Origin of the sequence: Capnocytophaga sputigena, from assembly GCF_002302495.1 — a bacterium.
Taxonomy (GTDB): domain Bacteria; phylum Bacteroidota; class Bacteroidia; order Flavobacteriales; family Flavobacteriaceae; genus Capnocytophaga; species Capnocytophaga sputigena.
Window position 1 is genome coordinate 1,892,228 of sequence record NZ_CP022379.1, and the last position, 17,480, is coordinate 1,909,707.

Here is a 17,480-nt window from a genome sequence, read left to right on the forward strand (position 1 = left end):
AATGCTTTTCCTTAAAAACGTTTCTTTTGCCTACAACGGGCAACCCGAATTACTGAAAAACATCTCTTTTGAACTCTCACAAGGCGAACACCTTTCCTTGATGGGTGAAAGCGGATGTGGTAAGAGTACCCTTCTCAAAGTTATCTACGGACTTGTAGACGTGCAAGAAGGCTCTGTCCTCTTTCACAATGAGCGCGTTTGGGGACCCTCACGTCAGTTAGTGCCAGGTTTCAAAACGATGAAATACCTCGCACAAGATTTTGGTTTAGGACCTTACCACACTGTTGCTGAGAATGTTGGTAAGTTTATTTCCAATCTCGATTTGGATTATAAAAAAGAACGTGTAATGGAACTCCTCACCTTAGTAGGTATGGAGCGCTTTGCTCCTTTAAAAGCCCTAAACCTCAGTGGTGGCGAAAAACAACGTGTAGCATTGGCAATGGCATTAGCACAAGAACCCCAATTGTTGTTGCTCGATGAACCCTTTAGTCAGGTAGATAATTTTAGGAAAAACGATTTACAACGCACCCTTTTTGCTTATCTAAAAGAGCAGAATATCAGCTGTATAGTAGCAACTCACGACGGTAAAGATGCCCTTTCTTATTCTGATAAAACAGCAATAATGCGCAAAGGTGAATTGTTGCACTTTGGCGACACTCTCAATGTCTACGCTCAAGATACCGATGTTTATACCGCTTCTCTCTTTGGAGAAGTAACTACCTATCAAGGCAAACTCTTTAGACCTCATCAAATTGTGCTTGCCCCTCATCCCACCGATTGGCGAGCTACTGTGCAACATAACTACTTTCAGGGAGCACATTACCTTATAGAAGCTACTACTCCCGAGACAAAAATTTATTTCTATCACCCCATCCCGCTTGCTAAAAACGCTATAGTTCATTTACAAATCAAATAGCTCGTGTGGCTCGCACTAAATCGCCTAATGTATTTCCATCACTATAATATCGTAACACCTTTAGGACTCGACCTCGCTACCACCGCTCATTTGGTGCTGAGAGAACAATCGGGTATCGCTCGTTATCCTATCTATGGGCAGCTCACCAATGTTTGTCTTTCTAAAATAGGCGATGGAGCTTTGGAGAGCAAATACCAGCAACTCGTGGGGCTTGAAGGTTTTTCGCGATTGGAAAAAATGCTCCTTTTGGCAGTTGCTCCTATACTTCGTTATATCAAAATTACTCCTCGCACTGCCCTAATTCTTTCCACTACTAAAGGTAATATTTCAGCACTTGCCAAAGGAAATCCTACCCCTTTACTTTCGGCTACTGCCCAAAAAATAGCCAATGCAATAGGAATCTCTGCAACGCCTATTGTTGTTTCTAATGCTTGTGTATCAGGGGTAATGGCGCTCTCAGTAGCCGATAGCCTGCTAAAAACAGATAGTTACGACAGTGCTGTGGTATTGGCTGGCGATGAGATAAGTGAGTTTGTGCTTTCGGGATTTCAGTCCTTTCAAGCGATGAGTCCTAAACCCTGCAAGCCTTACGACGCTACTCGCGACGGCATTACCTTGGGTGAGGCAACCGCTGCTGTATATGTGAGTAAGCAAGCGCAAGGTGCTAAAGCGCAACTTTTGGGGAGCAGTTCTATCAACGATGCCAATCATATTTCAGGACCTTCTCGTACCGGCGAAGGATTGTATTTGAGTATCCAAAACGCTCTCGATGAGGCAAAAATAGACCCCAAGCAAATAGACCTCATCAATGCTCACGGCACTGGTACCCTCTATAACGACGAGATGGAAAGCATCGCCTTTATGCGAGCCAATCTCCTTTCAGCGCCTCTCAACAGCTACAAAGGTTACTTTGGTCACACCTTAGGTACTTCAGGTCTGCTCGAAACCCTACTTACCATTGAATTAGCTCATTACAAAACCCTTCTAAAAAGTCTTAATTTTGAAACTCTCGGTGTTTCTCATCCTATTAATGTGTTGAGAGAAACCCAGCATAAAAAAGTGAATTACATCCTCAAAACAGCCTCAGGCTTTGGTGGTAGCAACACCGCACTTGTGATCAAACAACTATAACCCCCTAATATATAATTACTAACATCTGAATATTATTTTTTTATGTTAAAAAAAAGTGAAGAAAATTTGCTTATTAAGAAAATATTCGTAACTTTGAGCCCGATTTTAACACTATAAAGGAATAAAAAGATGAGAAAAATAATTTTTTTGATGAGCATTTTTGCTGCCCATCTCACTATGGCACAGCAACAAAGCTCTCCAGATGGCAGTGTGATGCTCTCTTTTTCACTGAAAAGCGACGGAACTCCTTCATATAAGGTTACCTACAAAAATAAACCAGTGATAAACGAAAGTACTTTGGGCTTCACTCTTAAAAAAGCCGAGCCTTTAACCAATAACTTTAAAGTAGTAGATACTAAAAAATCTACTTTCAAAGAAACTTGGAAACCTGTATGGGGGGAAGAAAGCGAAATCCTTAACCACTACAATGAGCTTCTTGTTTCTTTAGAGCAAAATAATACCAACCGCAAAATGAACATTCGTTTTCGCGTGTACAACGAAGGAGTGGGATTCCGCTATGAGTTCCCTTCACAAAAAGAGCTCACCTATTTTGTAATAGAGGAAGAACTTTCTCAGTTTGCAATGACTGGCGACCACACCGCTTGGTGGATTCCTGGGGATTACGATACCCAAGAGTACGATTATATGGAAAGCAAACTTTCTGAAATTCGCGGATTGATGAAAGAAGCTGTTACCGAAAACGTATCGCAGTTTGCTTTTTCACCTACTGGCGTACAAACTTCTCTAATGATGAAAACCAAAGACGGCTTGTATATCAATCTTCACGAAGCTGCCTTGGTTGATTACTCCTTGATGAACCTTAATCTCGACGACAAAACTTTCGTCTTCCAATCTTGGCTCACTCCTGATGCTAAAGGTGATAAAGGTTACCTAATGGCGCCTTGCCACAGCCCTTGGCGTACGATTATGGTGAGCGACGATGCACGTAAAATCTTAGCTTCTCGATTGATTCTCAATCTCAACGAACCTTGTGCTATCGCCGATACTTCTTGGATTAAACCTGTGAAATACGTGGGTGTTTGGTGGGAAATGATTACCGGTAAAAGCTCTTGGAGCTATACGAACGACCTCCCTACTATCGACCTCAATACCGTAGATTACACCAAAACCAAACCTAACGGTACACACGGCGCTACCAACGAGAACGTGCGTAAATACATCGATTTTGCAGCTAAACACGGCTTCGACCAAGTGTTGGTAGAAGGTTGGAACGTGGGTTGGGAAGATTGGTTTGGTCACAAAAAAGATTATGTGTTCGATTTTGTAACTCCTTACCCCGACTTCGACCTCAAAGCGCTTAACGAGTACGCTCATTCTAAAGGTGTGAAACTGATGATGCACCACGAAACTTCTGGCTCTACGCGCAACTACGAGCGCCATATGAAAGCCGCTTACGAGTTGATGAACAAATATGGTTATAACTCAGTGAAAAGTGGATATGTAGGCGATATTCTTCCAGTAGGCGAACACCACTATAGCCAATCTACTATCAACCACTACCTTTATGCGATTAAAGAAGCTGCTAAATACAAAATAATGGTGAATGCTCACGAAGCAGTACGCCCTACTGGTCTCTGCCGTACTTACCCGAATATGATAGGTAACGAATCAGCTCGCGGTACTGAGTACGAGGCTTTTGGTGGTAATAAAGTATTCCACACTACTATCTTGCCTTTCACACGTTTGCAAGGAGGACCTATGGACTATACCCCTGGTATCTTCGAGACCGAAATGAAGTATGTAAACCCTAACAACAACAGCCAAATACGCACCACTTTGGCACGCCAATTAGCCTTGTATGTAACAATGTACAGTCCGTTACAAATGGCAGCTGACTTGCCAGAGAACTACGAAAAGTACGCTGATGCTTTCCAATTCATCAAAGATGTACCCGTAGATTGGCAAAAAAGCGTATATCTTGAAGCTGAACCAGGACGTTACATCACCATTGCTCGTAAAGATAAACACAGCAACGATTGGTACGTAGGTTGTACCGCTCACGAAGGTGGTCATACTTCAGAACTCTTGCTCAACTTCCTCGATAAAGGCAAGAAGTATGAGGCTACCATCTATGCCGATGCCAAAGATGCCAACTGGAAAACCAATCCTAAAGCATATACTATTACCAAACAAAAAGTAAATGCTAAAACCAAATTAAAACTCACAGCTGCTCAAGGTGGCGGCTATGCTATTAGCATTAAAGAAATTAAATAATGAGTCAGTAAGTCGATTCGCAAATCAACAAATATATCACCACACTTTGCCAAAGTTTCACACTTTGGCAAAGTTGATAAGTCAAATTAATTCTTGATTAGCATCGACAAATCGACAAATTTTCAAATTAGAAAAGCGTATGAAAGTAAAAATGAACAAACTACTTTATGCAGTAGTGTTTTTCTTGTGTGTAGCTTTCGGTTATGCACAACAAATCACTGTAAAAGGAACAGTGAAAGATGGCGCTGGCGAACCCTTAATGGGTGCTAGTGTGCTCGTAAAAGGTACCTCTCACGGTACTGCCGCCGATTTCGACGGTAATTTTGAACTAAAAGTAGAGAAAGGGGCTACTCTCGTATTCTCATCTGTAGGTTTCAAATCTCAAGAAGTAGCTGCTAAAGCAGGAACTATGAACATCGTTCTTCAAGAAGATGTACAACAACTCGGCGACGTAGTAGTTATCGGGTATGGAGTAGCTAGAAAACAAGATGTTACAGGTTCTGTAAACTTGGTAACTACTAAAGACTTCAACAAAGGGCAAAACCTCTCTGCCGACCAATTGTTACAAGGTAAAGTAGCAGGGGTGCAAATAACCTCCGCTGGTGGTGCTCCTGGTGATGGGCAAAACATCCGCGTGCGCGGTACAGGCTCTCTTACTTTGAACTCTAATCCACTTGTAGTAGTAGATGGTATACCAATGAACGATGGAGCTGTTGGAGGGTCACGTAGTATTTTGAACTCTATCAACCCCGAAGACATCGAGAGTATGACCGTGCTAAAAGACGCTTCATCTACAGCTATCTATGGTTCACGTGCTGCCAATGGGGTAATTATGATTACCACCAAAAAAGGAAAGATGAACCAAGATACACAAGTAGCGGTAAATTCTAGTATCTCTTTCAGCCAAGTGTCCGATTATGTAAACCTCCTATCTACCGATGAGTTTCGTGCCTTAGTAAACCAAACTGGTACTGCTGATCAAAAAGCACTATTAGGTAATGCAAATACTAATTGGCAAAAAGAAATCTACCAAATAGCACCTACTACCAATACCACTGTAGGAGTTTCTGGTTCTATCAAATCTGTGGTTCCTTACCGCCTTTCTGTAGGACATACTTATGCCGATGGTATTCTCAAAACTGATAAATTCCAACGTGCAACCGCTAAATTGTCTTTAACACCTCAGTTCTTTGATAAATCATTGCGTACTGAGTTCAACGTATCAGGCTCTTTTATCAAAAACCGCTTTGCCGATAAAGGTGCTATAGGTGCTGCTATTGAGTATGACCCTACCCAATCAATATATGGAGGTCCTGATAAATATGCAGGTTATCACACTTGGTTAGAAAATGGCAACAAAAATAATAATGCTCCTTCTAACCCATTGGCATTGCTTTATTTGCGTGATAATACCTCTACTGTAAATCGTTTGATTTCTAACGTGAAAGTAGATTATACTTTGCCTTTTTTCAAAGATATTACGGCTACTATTAACACAGGTATCGATTATACTAAGAGTAATGGTGATGATATTACCGATCCTCGTATGCCTTCTTCATCAAGTACTTTCAATGGGGTACACGATCATTATACACACATTGCCTCTAATGCCCTGTTTGATGCCTATGCAAACTATATGAAAGAAATTGGTAAACATAACCTTTCATTTATGGTGGGACACTCTTACCAACGTTTTTATTTCAGTAAAGAATCAAATAAAACTGAATACTTCACAGGGCAAAATAATGTTGAAACTCCAGTGAACGACAAGAGCCGAAATGTACTTATCTCTTTCTTCGGTCGTGCTAACTATAGTTTCAACGATCGCTATATGCTTACAGCTACCCTCCGTGCCGATGCTTCTTCTAAATTGAATCCAGACGATCGTTGGGGTTACTTCCCTTCTGTAGCCTTAGCTTGGAATGTGAAAAACGAATCTTTCTTAAAAGATAAAGAAAAAGTAAACGAACTTAAACTTCGCCTCGGTTATGGTGAAGTAGGGAACGTAAATGGTCTCGGCGATTATCTATTCCTTACTCGTTATGTAGGTAGTATCAACGATGGTGCTTATTATCAAATAGGCAACCGTTATATTGCAACAGCACGTCCTGAGAGTGTGAACAAACACCTCAAATGGGAAATTGGTAATACTCTCAATGCGGGTATCGACTATGGTTTCTTTGGCAATCGCCTCTTTGGTAGTGTGGATGTATATCGCAAGCTCACCAAAGACCTTATCGCCGAAGCTAACGTAGCTCCATTTACTAACTATGGTAGCCGTATTGCTAGCAATATTGGAGATATGGAAAACAAAGGGATTGAAGCTATTGTGAGCGTAGTACCTGTGCGCAATGATGAAAAAAATATCAACTGGACACTTACTTATAACGTTGCTTACAACAAAAACGAAATTACCAAACTTACCAACCTTCAAAACGTAGGAGGTATTAGTGGAGGTACTGGTAATACGGTACAACGCCACCAAGAAGGCTATGCCCCTTACACTTTCTACCTCTACGAGCAAGTGTATGGAGCTGATGGTATGCCTATTGAAGGGGCTTATGTAGATAGAAACAATGATGGCAAAATAGATGAAAACGACCGTTATATGGGCAAATCTCCTTATGCCGATATCACTATGGGACTTACTACCAACCTCACTTACAAACAGTGGGATTTGAATATCGCTACCCGTGCAAGCCTTGGTAACTATGTGTACGACAACGTATCATCTGCCAATGCATCGCTTGACCGCGTGTATTCCGATAACATTTTGCGCAATACACCAAGCTCTTACTACGACACTTTGTTAAGTCAGCGTAAAACGCAAACAATGCTTAGCGATATGTATTTACACGATGCGTCTTTCTTCAAGATTGACAATATCACCTTAGGTTACAATTTCCCTGAAGCTAACAAACTAAAAGTACGCCTCTATGCTACTATGCAAAATGTACTTACCCTTACTAAATACAAAGGATTAGATCCAGAAGTATTATCTGTGGATGCTAATAACAGAGCAACTTCAGGTATCGATAACAACGTATACCCACGTCCTAAAACTTACCTATTTGGTATTAACTTAAATTTCTAAGCGTATGAAAAGTAATTATATCAAAATATGGGGATTGGCAGCAGCTTTATCACTTAGCAGTTGTTTGAAAGACTTAGACCAAGACCCTTCTATCGACCCCGATAGCAAAACTGAAAATTCAGTAAAATCAAACTTAGATGAAGCAGAACAAGCCTTAGCAAAAGTATACGCTTCTTTAGCTCTTACAGGGCAACAAGGACCTTCGGGATCTCCTGATATACAAGGGATAGATGAAGGAACAAGTCAGTTCACTCGTCTCTTGTTCTATATGCAAGAACTCCCTACAGATGAAGCCGTAGTAGCGTGGAGCGACCCAGGTGTGCCCGATTTTCACAATATGAACTGGACTGCCAGCAATGGTATCATTGAAGGTATGTACTACCGATTGGCACAAACCGTTTCATTTGCTAATTCATTTATCTCAATTAACCAAAATAGCCAGTTTGAGGAAATGAAAACCTACGGAGTTGCCGAAGCCCGTTTTATTCGTGCTTATGCCTATTATTACTTAATGGATTTATTTGGGGCAACACCTATTATAACCGAAGTAAAAGATAACCTTACTACTTCCGATCGCAAAAGTCGTGCAGAGGTGTTTGCTTTTATAGAAAGTGAACTCAAAGCTATCGAAAACGACCTCAAGGCTCCTAAAACTAATGAATATGGTCGTGTGGATAAAGCGGCTGCTTGGGCTTTGTTATCTCGCCTATATCTCAATGCCGAAGTGTATACAGGTACCCCTCGTTGGGCTGATTGTATGGAATACGCTACAAAGGTAATCAACTCTGGTTATAGCTTAGCTCCTAATTACAAAAACCTTTTCTTAGCCGATAACGATACCAATGGCGCTCAAAACGAAAATATCTTTACCGCTAATTTCGATGGTTTGAGCTCAAAAACTTGGGCAGGTAGTACTTTCTTAGTACACGCATCTATAGGAGGCGCTATGTCAGCTCAAAACTATGGTGTAGGTAGTGGTTGGGCTGGTATTCGCACTACTAAATCTTTAGTGCAAAAATTCAACGGAACAAACAACCCTCCTACTGCTTGGACAGATGCACGTGCAATGTTCTTCACCAATGGTCAAGAATACGAAATTAGTTCTATCTCTAATTTCAAACATGGTTATGCTATTACTAAGTACAAAAACATCACTTCAGCAGGTACAAAAGGTAAAGACCCTGCAGGTGACTTTGTAGATACCGATGTAGCTCTTATACGCTTAGCCGAAATATACTTGAACTATGCTGAAGCTGCTATGCGCAGTGGTAATAATACAGCTAATGCACTTACTTATGTAAACCTATTGCGCTCTCGTGCAGGAGTAACTACACTTGGTGCTGTTACTACCGATGAAATACTTAATGAACGTGCTCGTGAACTTTATTGGGAAGGATTCCGCCGTACTGATTTGATTCGTTATAACCAATTTGTAGAAGGTACGTATTTATGGCCTTTCAAAGGTGGTGTAGCAGCTGGTGCAGCTGTTGATAACTTCCGCAAACTCTATCCTATACCTGCTAACGTAGTATTGTCATCAGGAGGTGTAATCAAACAAAATACTGGATACTAAAAACCGAATAAGCAATGAAAAAAATAACTAAATTAGCCTTGCTATCGTTAGTATTATTAGCAGGCTGTGAAAAAGAAGATAAAACAACTCTCGATACAAGTGCTGTAACACTTACTACACAAGTATCAAGCAATACCCTTGTTTTACAAGAAGCTAACGCGAGCCAAGAAGCACTTACTATTACCTATAATGCTAATCTAAGTGTGAATACTCCAGTGAAGTATCAAACGGTTTTTTCGTATGGTTCTAAATCGGATACTAAAAAAATTACTTCTAATAAAGTAACCTATACCGTAGCCGAACTCAATAGAATTGCTCGTACTTTGAAACTCCCTGTAGGGCAAGCCGCCGATGTGAAAATTACCTCTACTGTATTAGTAGGTGAACAACAAGTAACTAAAGGTGTCTCTGAAAATACTATTAGTATCAATTCTTACCAAACTCTTCTCTCTCCTTCTATTTGGGGAGTTGTAGGTGATGCTACACCTAATGGTTGGAATGGTCCCGATGTGTCTATGTGGAATCAAGGAGGTAATTTAGTAGCCTATACTACTCTTAAAGCAGGTAAAATTAAATTCCGCACTAATAATAACTGGGGTACCAATTATGGTGGCACAGGAGGTAAATTAGTAACTGGTGGAAGTGATATTGAAGCCTCTGTTATTGGTGCTACTCGTATTACTATCAATCTTTCCGCTCTTACTTACAAAATGGAAGCATACTCTTGGGGTATCATAGGTAATGGTGCCAAAGGTTGGGGAGATACTGATGATGTGGTGATGAGCTATAACGGTCAGCTTGACCAATGGGAAGCTAAAAACGTAGTGCTTAGCAACGGTGAGATTAAATTCCGTTTGAATAACTCTTGGGGTACTAACTACGGATATGTTTCCGATGGCAACCTAAAGAGTGGTGGTGCTAATATTCCTGTTACTGCTGGTACTTACGATATCAATTTCTCTTTTGACGAAGAAGCGGGTACAGGTACTTACGAACTCATCAAAAAATAAATTTAGTTTTCACTTAATTTCTGAACTTTCACAAACAGCGAGCTACTCCTCACAAGTAGTTCGCTGTTTTATTCACTACTACCGATATAACAGAATGTTGATTTATAGCGTTATATCGTAATATAATCACAAGATAATTCACCGTCAGGTGAAAATTCGTGAGATAATAAAAAAATAAAGACTTTTATGCACTCCCAATTTCGTGAAAATTTGTGAAATTCGTGGGAGTTTAAAAAAGCAAATTATCATACTTTACTAAAATGGATTGCTTTGATAATCAATCACTTTTAGAGTGTGTTATGTAGGAAAGCCAGCGATAGCTGGGTATGTGTTGCAAACGTCCACACAAAAAACATTTTGGATACTCCCCCACAACTGATATACAATCACCTTTGAGGATAGTCTCCCTTTGGGGGTTCAGGGGCTTTCAATAAATTTACAACAAATGAAAAACTACTTTTTAGCCTTTACATTAGTCGCTACCATTTCAGCTACTGCCCAACACAAAACCTTAGCAGGCTTCGCTTATGGCAACCCTGCTGCCCCTACAGGTGATGAGTGGCAATCGCCCGAAAACCTATCTCTTAACAAAGAATATCCGAGAGCCTACTTCTTTTCGTTCAACAACGAGAAACAAGCTACACAAGTGCTGCCGGAGTATTCTCCCTATTGGCAATCCCTCAATGGGCAATGGCGATTCCATTGGTGCAAAACCCCCGACCAGCGCCCTAAAGATTTCTATAAAACGGATTACGATACCTCAAAATGGGACGCCATTCCCGTACCGTCTAATTGGAATGTCTATGGTATCCAAAAAGATGGCTCTCTCAAATACGGACTGCCTATCTATGTGAATCAACCCGTGATTTTCTACCACGAACGCAAGGTCGACGATTGGCGCAAAGGGGTAATGCGCACACCTCCAACAGATTGGACAACCTATGAATATCGCAATGAGGTAGGTTCCTATGTGCGCGAGTTCGAAGTGCCTAACAATTGGGATGGACGCGAAATATTTATTGATTTCGATGGGGTAGACTCTTTCTTCTATCTGTGGATCAATGGCAAATATGTAGGTTTCTCTAAAAACTCTCGCAATGTAGCCTCTTTTGATATTACCCCCTACCTTCAAAAAGGTAAAAATAAAGTAGCGGTAGAAGTGTACCGCAATTCTGATGGTTCTTTCCTCGAATCTCAAGATATGTTCCGCTTACCGGGGATTTTTAGAACCGTAGCCCTGCGTGCTACCCCCAAAGTCCAAATCTTCAATTTGAATATTCTTACTGATACTGATTACAAAACGTGGGACTTACAAGTAAAAGCCGAAGTGCGCAATCTCACAAATCAACCTGTGGAAGGCTATTCACTGCGCTATGCAGTCTATCCTGCTAAACACTTGTACAAAGATGAAGTAACCGAAACCCCTGAAAAACAGTGGACAACCAAACTGCCTAAAGCAAATGCCAAAGGTTTTGCTACCACAACTTCCTTGCAAAAAGATTGGAAAAACGTGCGTATGTGGTCAGCCGAAGCTCCTCATCGCTATGTGCTCGTCGCTCAATTATTAGATAAAAAAGGCAAAGTGGTTGAAACGGTTTCATCATACTTTGGCTTTCGCAAAGTGGAGATTAAAGATAAAGTCTATTATCTCAACGGACAGCCAATCAAACTCAAAGGCGTAAATCGTCACGAAACACACCCCGCACAGGGGCATACGCTCACTCACGAGCAGATGAAAGACGAAATCTTCTTGATGAAACGCAACAACATCAACCACGTGCGTAACTCTCACTACCCTCCTGATCCTCATTGGTTCTACCTCTGCGACAAGTATGGTATCTATTTAGAAAATGAAGCCAATATTGAGTCGCATCAGTACTACTACGGCAAGGAGTCGCTCTCTCACCCTAAAGAATGGGAAAATGCACACGTTGCCCGCGTAACCGAAATGGTTGAAGCGACTTACAACGCGCCTTCTATCGTAATATGGTCTCTCGGTAATGAAGCAGGACCTGGTAAGAACTTCAAAGTAGCTTACGACCACTTGAAAACCATTGATAAAAGCCGCCCCGTGCAGTACGAACGCAACAACGATATCGTGGATATGGGGTCTAATCAATATCCATCGGTGGCGTGGGTAGAGAAAGCTGCTACTGGTGAACTGAATATCAAATACCCTTTCCATATCTCCGAATATGCCCACTCTATGGGCAATGCTCTCGGCAATCTCGCCGATTATTGGGAAGCGATTGATAGTAGCAAATACATCTGTGGAGGTGCTATTTGGGATTGGGTAGACCAATCAATCTATCATTATACAAAAGATGGCAAGCGTTATGAAGGTTATGGAGGTGATTTCGGCGATTACCCTAACGACGGTCAGTTTGTGATGAACGGAATTATTTTCGCCGATCGCAAACCAAAACCCCAACTCGCCGAAGTGAAAAAAGTGTATCAAGAAGTAGCAGTTTCTAAATATACCCCATTTCTTAAAGAGGATATAATGTCTCCTCCTGTCTTTGAAATTTTTAACAAAAACTACTTCCGCACTTTATCACATTTAAAAGGTGTGTGGAAACTCTACAAAAATGGTTTTGAAATAAAAAAAGGAGATTTTTCAATAGACGCTATTCCTCCACAAAAAAGAGGTATAGTAAATATAGGTTACCTTCCTGAAGAAGCTGCCGATTATTATATCAATTTCGAGTTTGAACTCACTGAAGATATTCCTTGGGCTAAAAAAGGTTTTGTACAAGCAGCTGAGCAACTCCACTGGTCTGAAAACGAAGTAGAAAAATCACCTATTGCTTCAGTAGCCAAAGGTGAAAAACTCACTTTTAGCAAAGACCAGAAAACCCTTGCAGGTAAAGACTTCTCCGTGCAATTCGATTTTGAAAAAGGTACCATTGCCAAATTGCAATACGGCGAACAACCTATTGTAGAAAATAGCAATTTTCAACTTAATGCCTTCCGCGCTTTTGTAAACAACGATGTATGGGCATATCAACAGTGGTTCAACAAAGGATTGCACAACTTGCAACACAAAGCCTTATCGCACAAAGTAACCAAAAACGCCAATGGCAGTTATAGCTTTGCTTTCACCGTACAATCACAAGCACCTAACGGAGCGCAACTCATAGGTAAACCTAGTGCTGCCTATCATCATATTGAGGAATTTACTAATAAACCTTTCGATAACGACAATTTCCGCTTCGTTACCAACCAAGTGTTCACCGTCTACCCCGATGGCTCTATTGAACTGCAAGCGGCTATTGCATCGAACGAACCTACAGCTGTATTGCCACAAATAGGCTATCAGCTCAAGTTGCCCAAACAATTCAAACATACCACTTACTATGGTCGAGGACCTCAAGACAACTATTCCGATAGAAAAACGGGAGCTTTTGTAGGAATATACAATGATGAGGTAACTTTTCCACTTCCAGAAGGGGGTTCTTCTTTTCCTAAGCCGCAGGATATGGGGCATCATCAAGATACGCGTTGGGTAGCCCTTAAAAACGATGATAACAAAACAGGAGTGCTATTGGTAGCCAATCCTACGATGGATTTTTCAGCTTTAGCTCACTCACCTCAGCAACTCACTTTGGCAGGGCATCCTTACCAATTGCCTGAGTCTGATGCTACTTATCTGCAACTCAACGCAGCTACTACGGGGGTAGGTGGCAACAGCTGCGGTCCCACTCCGCTGGTTCGCGATAGAGTAATGGCAAGCCCTACGCATTTCGGATTTATCATACGCCCTATAAAAGTCAGCACTTCAGCAACTGATGAAAATGAAAAAATAGCTGCACAAGCACAAGTAACCCCTAGTACTCCCGCACCAACTTTCCCTACAGGCTTAGAGAAAACCAAAGGCATACCGATGAAAGTAATTTTTGCTAGTAGTGAAGAGGTAGATTTAGGCGAAGCTACTCACCTGATTGACAATGATCCTAGCACAATATGGCACAGTGCTTATAGCATCACAGTAGCAAAATACCCCCATTGGGTAGATTTTGAACTGATGAAAGAAACCCTTGTAACGGGTATCAGTTACTTGCCGCGCAGTGATGAATACAAAACCGGTGATGTAAAGGATTTTAGCGTGTCGGTAAGTAACGATGGACAACATTGGGAAGAAATCTATAAAGGTACATTTCCGTTAAAAGACGGCAGTCCGCAAAAAGCCATTTTCGTCAAACCCGTAAAAGCTCGCTACTTGCGATTCACTGCCCTAAGCGAACAATACGGACAAGACTATGTGAGTGGCGCTGAACTACAGATTTTAATTGACAAGTAAATTCAGCAATAGTTCAGCTAACCTCTGCCCCCTGACACCTGCCCCCTGAAACCTAACACCTAACACCTGCCCCCTAATTTGCCTAATTCCCAAATTATTACTATCTTTGCCGCATCTATTTCCTTTTTCCTAATATTTAAACAGTAAAACATTATGAAAAAAACACTTTTTTCGGTGCTCTCACTGATGACTTTCGGTCAGTGGTTATGGGCACAAGAAACTGAAATCATTACCAACCCTCAATCGCAATACCAAAAAGCGGTAGAACTCTACAACCGCAAATTGTATGAGCCGGCGCAAAACCTCTTCCGCAAAGAGCAAACTGCCAATCCCGATAAGGCTATCCGTACCCAAAGTGAGTACTACGTAGCCACTATTGCGGCACTGCTCAACCAAGATGGCGCCGATGCTTTAGTGAACAACTTCATCGTCAATCACCCCGAGTCGCCTATGAGCAGCGAGGCTTATCTGCAAATGGCTAACCTCTATTTCCAGCAAGGAAATTATGCTGAGGCTCTGGAGTGGTACAACGCTATCGATGAGTTAGGAGTATCCAGTGAGGAGAAAGCGCGCTTCAACTTCCAGAAAGGTTACTGTCTCTTCCATACGGGTAAACAAGCCGAGTCGAAACCATATTTTGAGTCGGTGCAGAACAACCCTTTATACGCCGATAATGCCAAGTATTATTTGGGGTATATAGCCTATGACTCCGATGATTACGCAAAAGCCGAAAGTTACTTCCGCGAAGTCCAAGACGATGCGACTCTCAGCAAAAATGTATCCTACTTCCAAGCTAATATGTACTTCAAACAAGCCCTTTACGACGAGGCTATAGAAGAAGGACAAAAACAACTCGCCAAAACCAAGAGCGCTCAAGAAATATCAGAACTCAACAAGATTATAGGCGAAAGTTACTTCAATCAGAAAAAATATAAAGAAGCAATCCCTTATTTGCAAAAATACAAAGGTAAAAAAGGTAAATTCTCTAATACCGATTATTACTATTTAGGCTATGCTTTCTATAAAAATAACGACTACAAGGCTGCTATCGAACAATTTAACAAAATTGTAGGTGGAAACGATAATGTAGCGCAAAATGCTTATTATCACTTAGCCGAATGTTACCTCAAAACCGACCAAAAGCAGCAGGCTCTCAACGCTTTCCGCAATGCCTCTCAAATGGATTTCGATAAGCAAATCAAAAAAGATGCGCATTTGAACTACGCCCGCCTTAGTTATGAAATAGGGAACCCTTACGAAAGTGTGCCTAGCGTGTTGCAAGCCTACGCACAAGCCTATCCTAACGACAACAAAGAAGAAATTCAGTCGCTTTTGGTAGATTCGTACATTTCCTCAGGTAACTACCAAGCAGCTATCAGTCTGTTAGAAAAATCCAATGACCCTAAAGATAAAGAAACCTACAAAAAAGTAGCTTTCTACCGTGGTTTGGAACTCTTCAACGAACTCCAATACACCGATGCTTTGCAGTATCTCACCAAAGCTATTGCTGGCAGCGGAAGTCTTTCAGCGCGTGCTTCTTATTGGGCAGGTGAATCGGCTTATCAGCTAAAAGATTACAAAGGAGCAGAAACTTACTTCACTCAGTTTGTGAACAATCCAGCGGCTGCTAAAACCGAAGAATACAGCAAAGGCTACTACGGATTAGCATACTCACAATTCAATCAACACAATTACGCTACGGCTATCGTCAATTTTGAGAAATACCTCAAACAGAACCCTAAAAACAATGTTTGGAAACACGATGCGATGCTTCGCTTAGCCGATTCGTATTTCGTAACCGGAAAATACTGGCCTGCAATGGAGGGCTACAACAAGCTGATAGAAGAAAAATCAGCCGACCAAGATTATGCAGCCTATCAAAAAGCGATAAGTTATGGTTTCGTAGACCGATTGCCTAGCAAAATAGAAGATTTAGAGCGTTTTGTTAAGAACTACAAAGGTTCTAACTTGCGCCCTAATGCCTTGTTTGAGTTGGCAAATGCCTATGTAACAAAAGGATCTACCGAAAAAGGAGTGCAGTACTATCAGCAACTTATCAAGGAATACAAAGGCAATGTGCTTGTGCCTCGTGCAATGTTGCGTGAAGGTTTAGTGTATTACAATAAAGGGGAAGACCAAAAAGCGCTCGCCCTTTTCAAAACCATTACTAAGGACTATCCTAATACGAACGAGGCTTCACAAGCAGTAGCATCGGCTAAACTTATCTATGTAGATATGGGCAAAGTGAGCGAATATGCTGCTTGGGCGAAGAGTTTAGGCTATGTAGAAGTAACCGACCTTGAATTGGAAGGTGCATCTTATGAAGCTGCCGAACGCCAATATTTGCAAAACAACAGCAAAGAAGCTATTGCTGCTTTCGAGAAATACCTCAAAGATTTCCCTAATGGACTACGCCGCACTAATGCCGAGTTCTACTTGGGGCAACTCTATTTCAATAGCGGACAAAAAGCCAAAGCGCTTACCCACTATGAGAATGTGTCTAAGGGAGGTTCTAACGAATATGGCGAACAAGCCCTTACTCGCGTGTGCCAAATATTGCTCGACGCAGGTAGCTACCTCAAAGCCAAACCTTACCTCGAAGAACTTGAGAAAACGGCTACCATTGCACAGAATAGAACTTATGCTCAAAGCAACCTAATGCGCGTGTGCTACAACGAGAAATTGTACGACAAAGCAATAGAATATGCCAATAAAGTATTAGAAGAAAAATCTATTGATACCCGCATCAAAAACGATGCTTACATAGTGCTTGCCCGTGCTTATACGCAAGCCGGCAACGACGATCAGGCGCGTAAGTATTACCAAGAAGTACAGAAAACCGCTACCGGTAGTCTCGCTGCCGAAGCCTTGTACTACGATGCTTATTTCAAAAATAAAGAAGGTAACTACAAAGCCTCTAACGAAATCGTGCAAAAAATCGCTAAAGATTATGGTGGACATAAAGAATTTGCTGCTAAGAGCCTTATAGTGATGGCTAAAAACTTCCGCGGACTCAACGATGCTTACCAAGCCTCTTACATCTTGGAAAGCGTACTGAAAAACTTCAAAGAGTTCCCTGAAGTAGTAGCCGAAGCTAAAAAAGAACTCGCCGCTGTAAAAGCCGAAGCTGCAAAAAGCAACTCATCAGTAAAGTAGGGACGAATAGCAATCTGCCCCGTCCGACTCGTCCGATAGCAACAACAATATAAAACAAACAAAAA

At 41.4% G+C, this 17,480-nt stretch carries 8 protein-coding genes; all 8 read left to right on the forward strand.

The genetic code is table 11. From position 1 onward, the window contains the following. Position 1 precedes the first annotated feature (1 nt). The 8 genes from CGC57_RS08360 (at position 2) to CGC57_RS08395 (ending at position 17,415) form a co-directional block, all read left to right on the forward strand. Entirely contained in the window at positions 2 to 916 is a 915-nt protein-coding gene (locus CGC57_RS08360) for an ABC transporter ATP-binding protein (protein WP_095898775.1), read from the forward strand. A gap of 27 nt (positions 917 to 943) precedes the next feature. Then, positions 944 to 2,047 (forward strand): beta-ketoacyl synthase N-terminal-like domain-containing protein, encoded by a 1,104-nt coding sequence (locus CGC57_RS08365; RefSeq protein ID WP_095898776.1) that lies wholly within the window; start codon positions 944 to 946, stop codon positions 2,045 to 2,047. 129 nt (positions 2,048 to 2,176) lie between these two features. Further along, a complete protein-coding gene (locus CGC57_RS08370; protein WP_095898777.1) occupies positions 2,177 to 4,282 on the forward strand; it encodes a glycoside hydrolase family 97 protein in 2,106 nt (701 codons plus the stop codon). A gap of 139 nt (positions 4,283 to 4,421) precedes the next feature. After that, entirely contained in the window at positions 4,422 to 7,376 is a 2,955-nt protein-coding gene (locus CGC57_RS08375; RefSeq protein ID WP_095898778.1) for a SusC/RagA family TonB-linked outer membrane protein, read from the forward strand. Positions 7,377 to 7,380: 4 nt separating this feature from the next. After that, entirely contained in the window at positions 7,381 to 8,949 is a 1,569-nt protein-coding gene (locus CGC57_RS08380; RefSeq protein WP_095898779.1) for a RagB/SusD family nutrient uptake outer membrane protein, read from the forward strand. A gap of 14 nt (positions 8,950 to 8,963) precedes the next feature. Beyond that, positions 8,964 to 9,959, forward strand: coding sequence for a SusE domain-containing protein (locus tag CGC57_RS08385; protein ID WP_002677982.1), 996 nt, complete (start codon positions 8,964 to 8,966; stop codon positions 9,957 to 9,959). 445 nt (positions 9,960 to 10,404) lie between these two features. Further along, entirely contained in the window at positions 10,405 to 14,259 is a 3,855-nt protein-coding gene (locus CGC57_RS08390; protein WP_095898780.1) for a glycoside hydrolase family 2 TIM barrel-domain containing protein, read from the forward strand. A gap of 153 nt (positions 14,260 to 14,412) precedes the next feature. Further along, positions 14,413 to 17,415: a tetratricopeptide repeat protein gene (locus CGC57_RS08395; protein WP_095898781.1), complete on the forward strand. Its 3,003-nt coding sequence runs from the start codon at positions 14,413 to 14,415 to the stop codon at positions 17,413 to 17,415. Positions 17,416 to 17,480 lie beyond the last annotated feature (65 nt).

Coding starts and splice junctions, on each gene's coding strand:
- CGC57_RS08360 (WP_095898775.1), top strand. CDS start 2: ATGCTTTTCCTTAAAAACGTTTCTTTTGCCTACAACGGGCAACCCGAA.
- CGC57_RS08365 (WP_095898776.1), top strand. CDS start 944: ATGTATTTCCATCACTATAATATCGTAACACCTTTAGGACTCGACCTC.
- CGC57_RS08370 (WP_095898777.1), top strand. CDS start 2,177: ATGAGAAAAATAATTTTTTTGATGAGCATTTTTGCTGCCCATCTCACT.
- CGC57_RS08375 (WP_095898778.1), top strand. CDS start 4,422: ATGAAAGTAAAAATGAACAAACTACTTTATGCAGTAGTGTTTTTCTTG.
- CGC57_RS08380 (WP_095898779.1), top strand. CDS start 7,381: ATGAAAAGTAATTATATCAAAATATGGGGATTGGCAGCAGCTTTATCA.
- CGC57_RS08385 (WP_002677982.1), top strand. CDS start 8,964: ATGAAAAAAATAACTAAATTAGCCTTGCTATCGTTAGTATTATTAGCA.
- CGC57_RS08390 (WP_095898780.1), top strand. CDS start 10,405: ATGAAAAACTACTTTTTAGCCTTTACATTAGTCGCTACCATTTCAGCT.
- CGC57_RS08395 (WP_095898781.1), top strand. CDS start 14,413: ATGAAAAAAACACTTTTTTCGGTGCTCTCACTGATGACTTTCGGTCAG.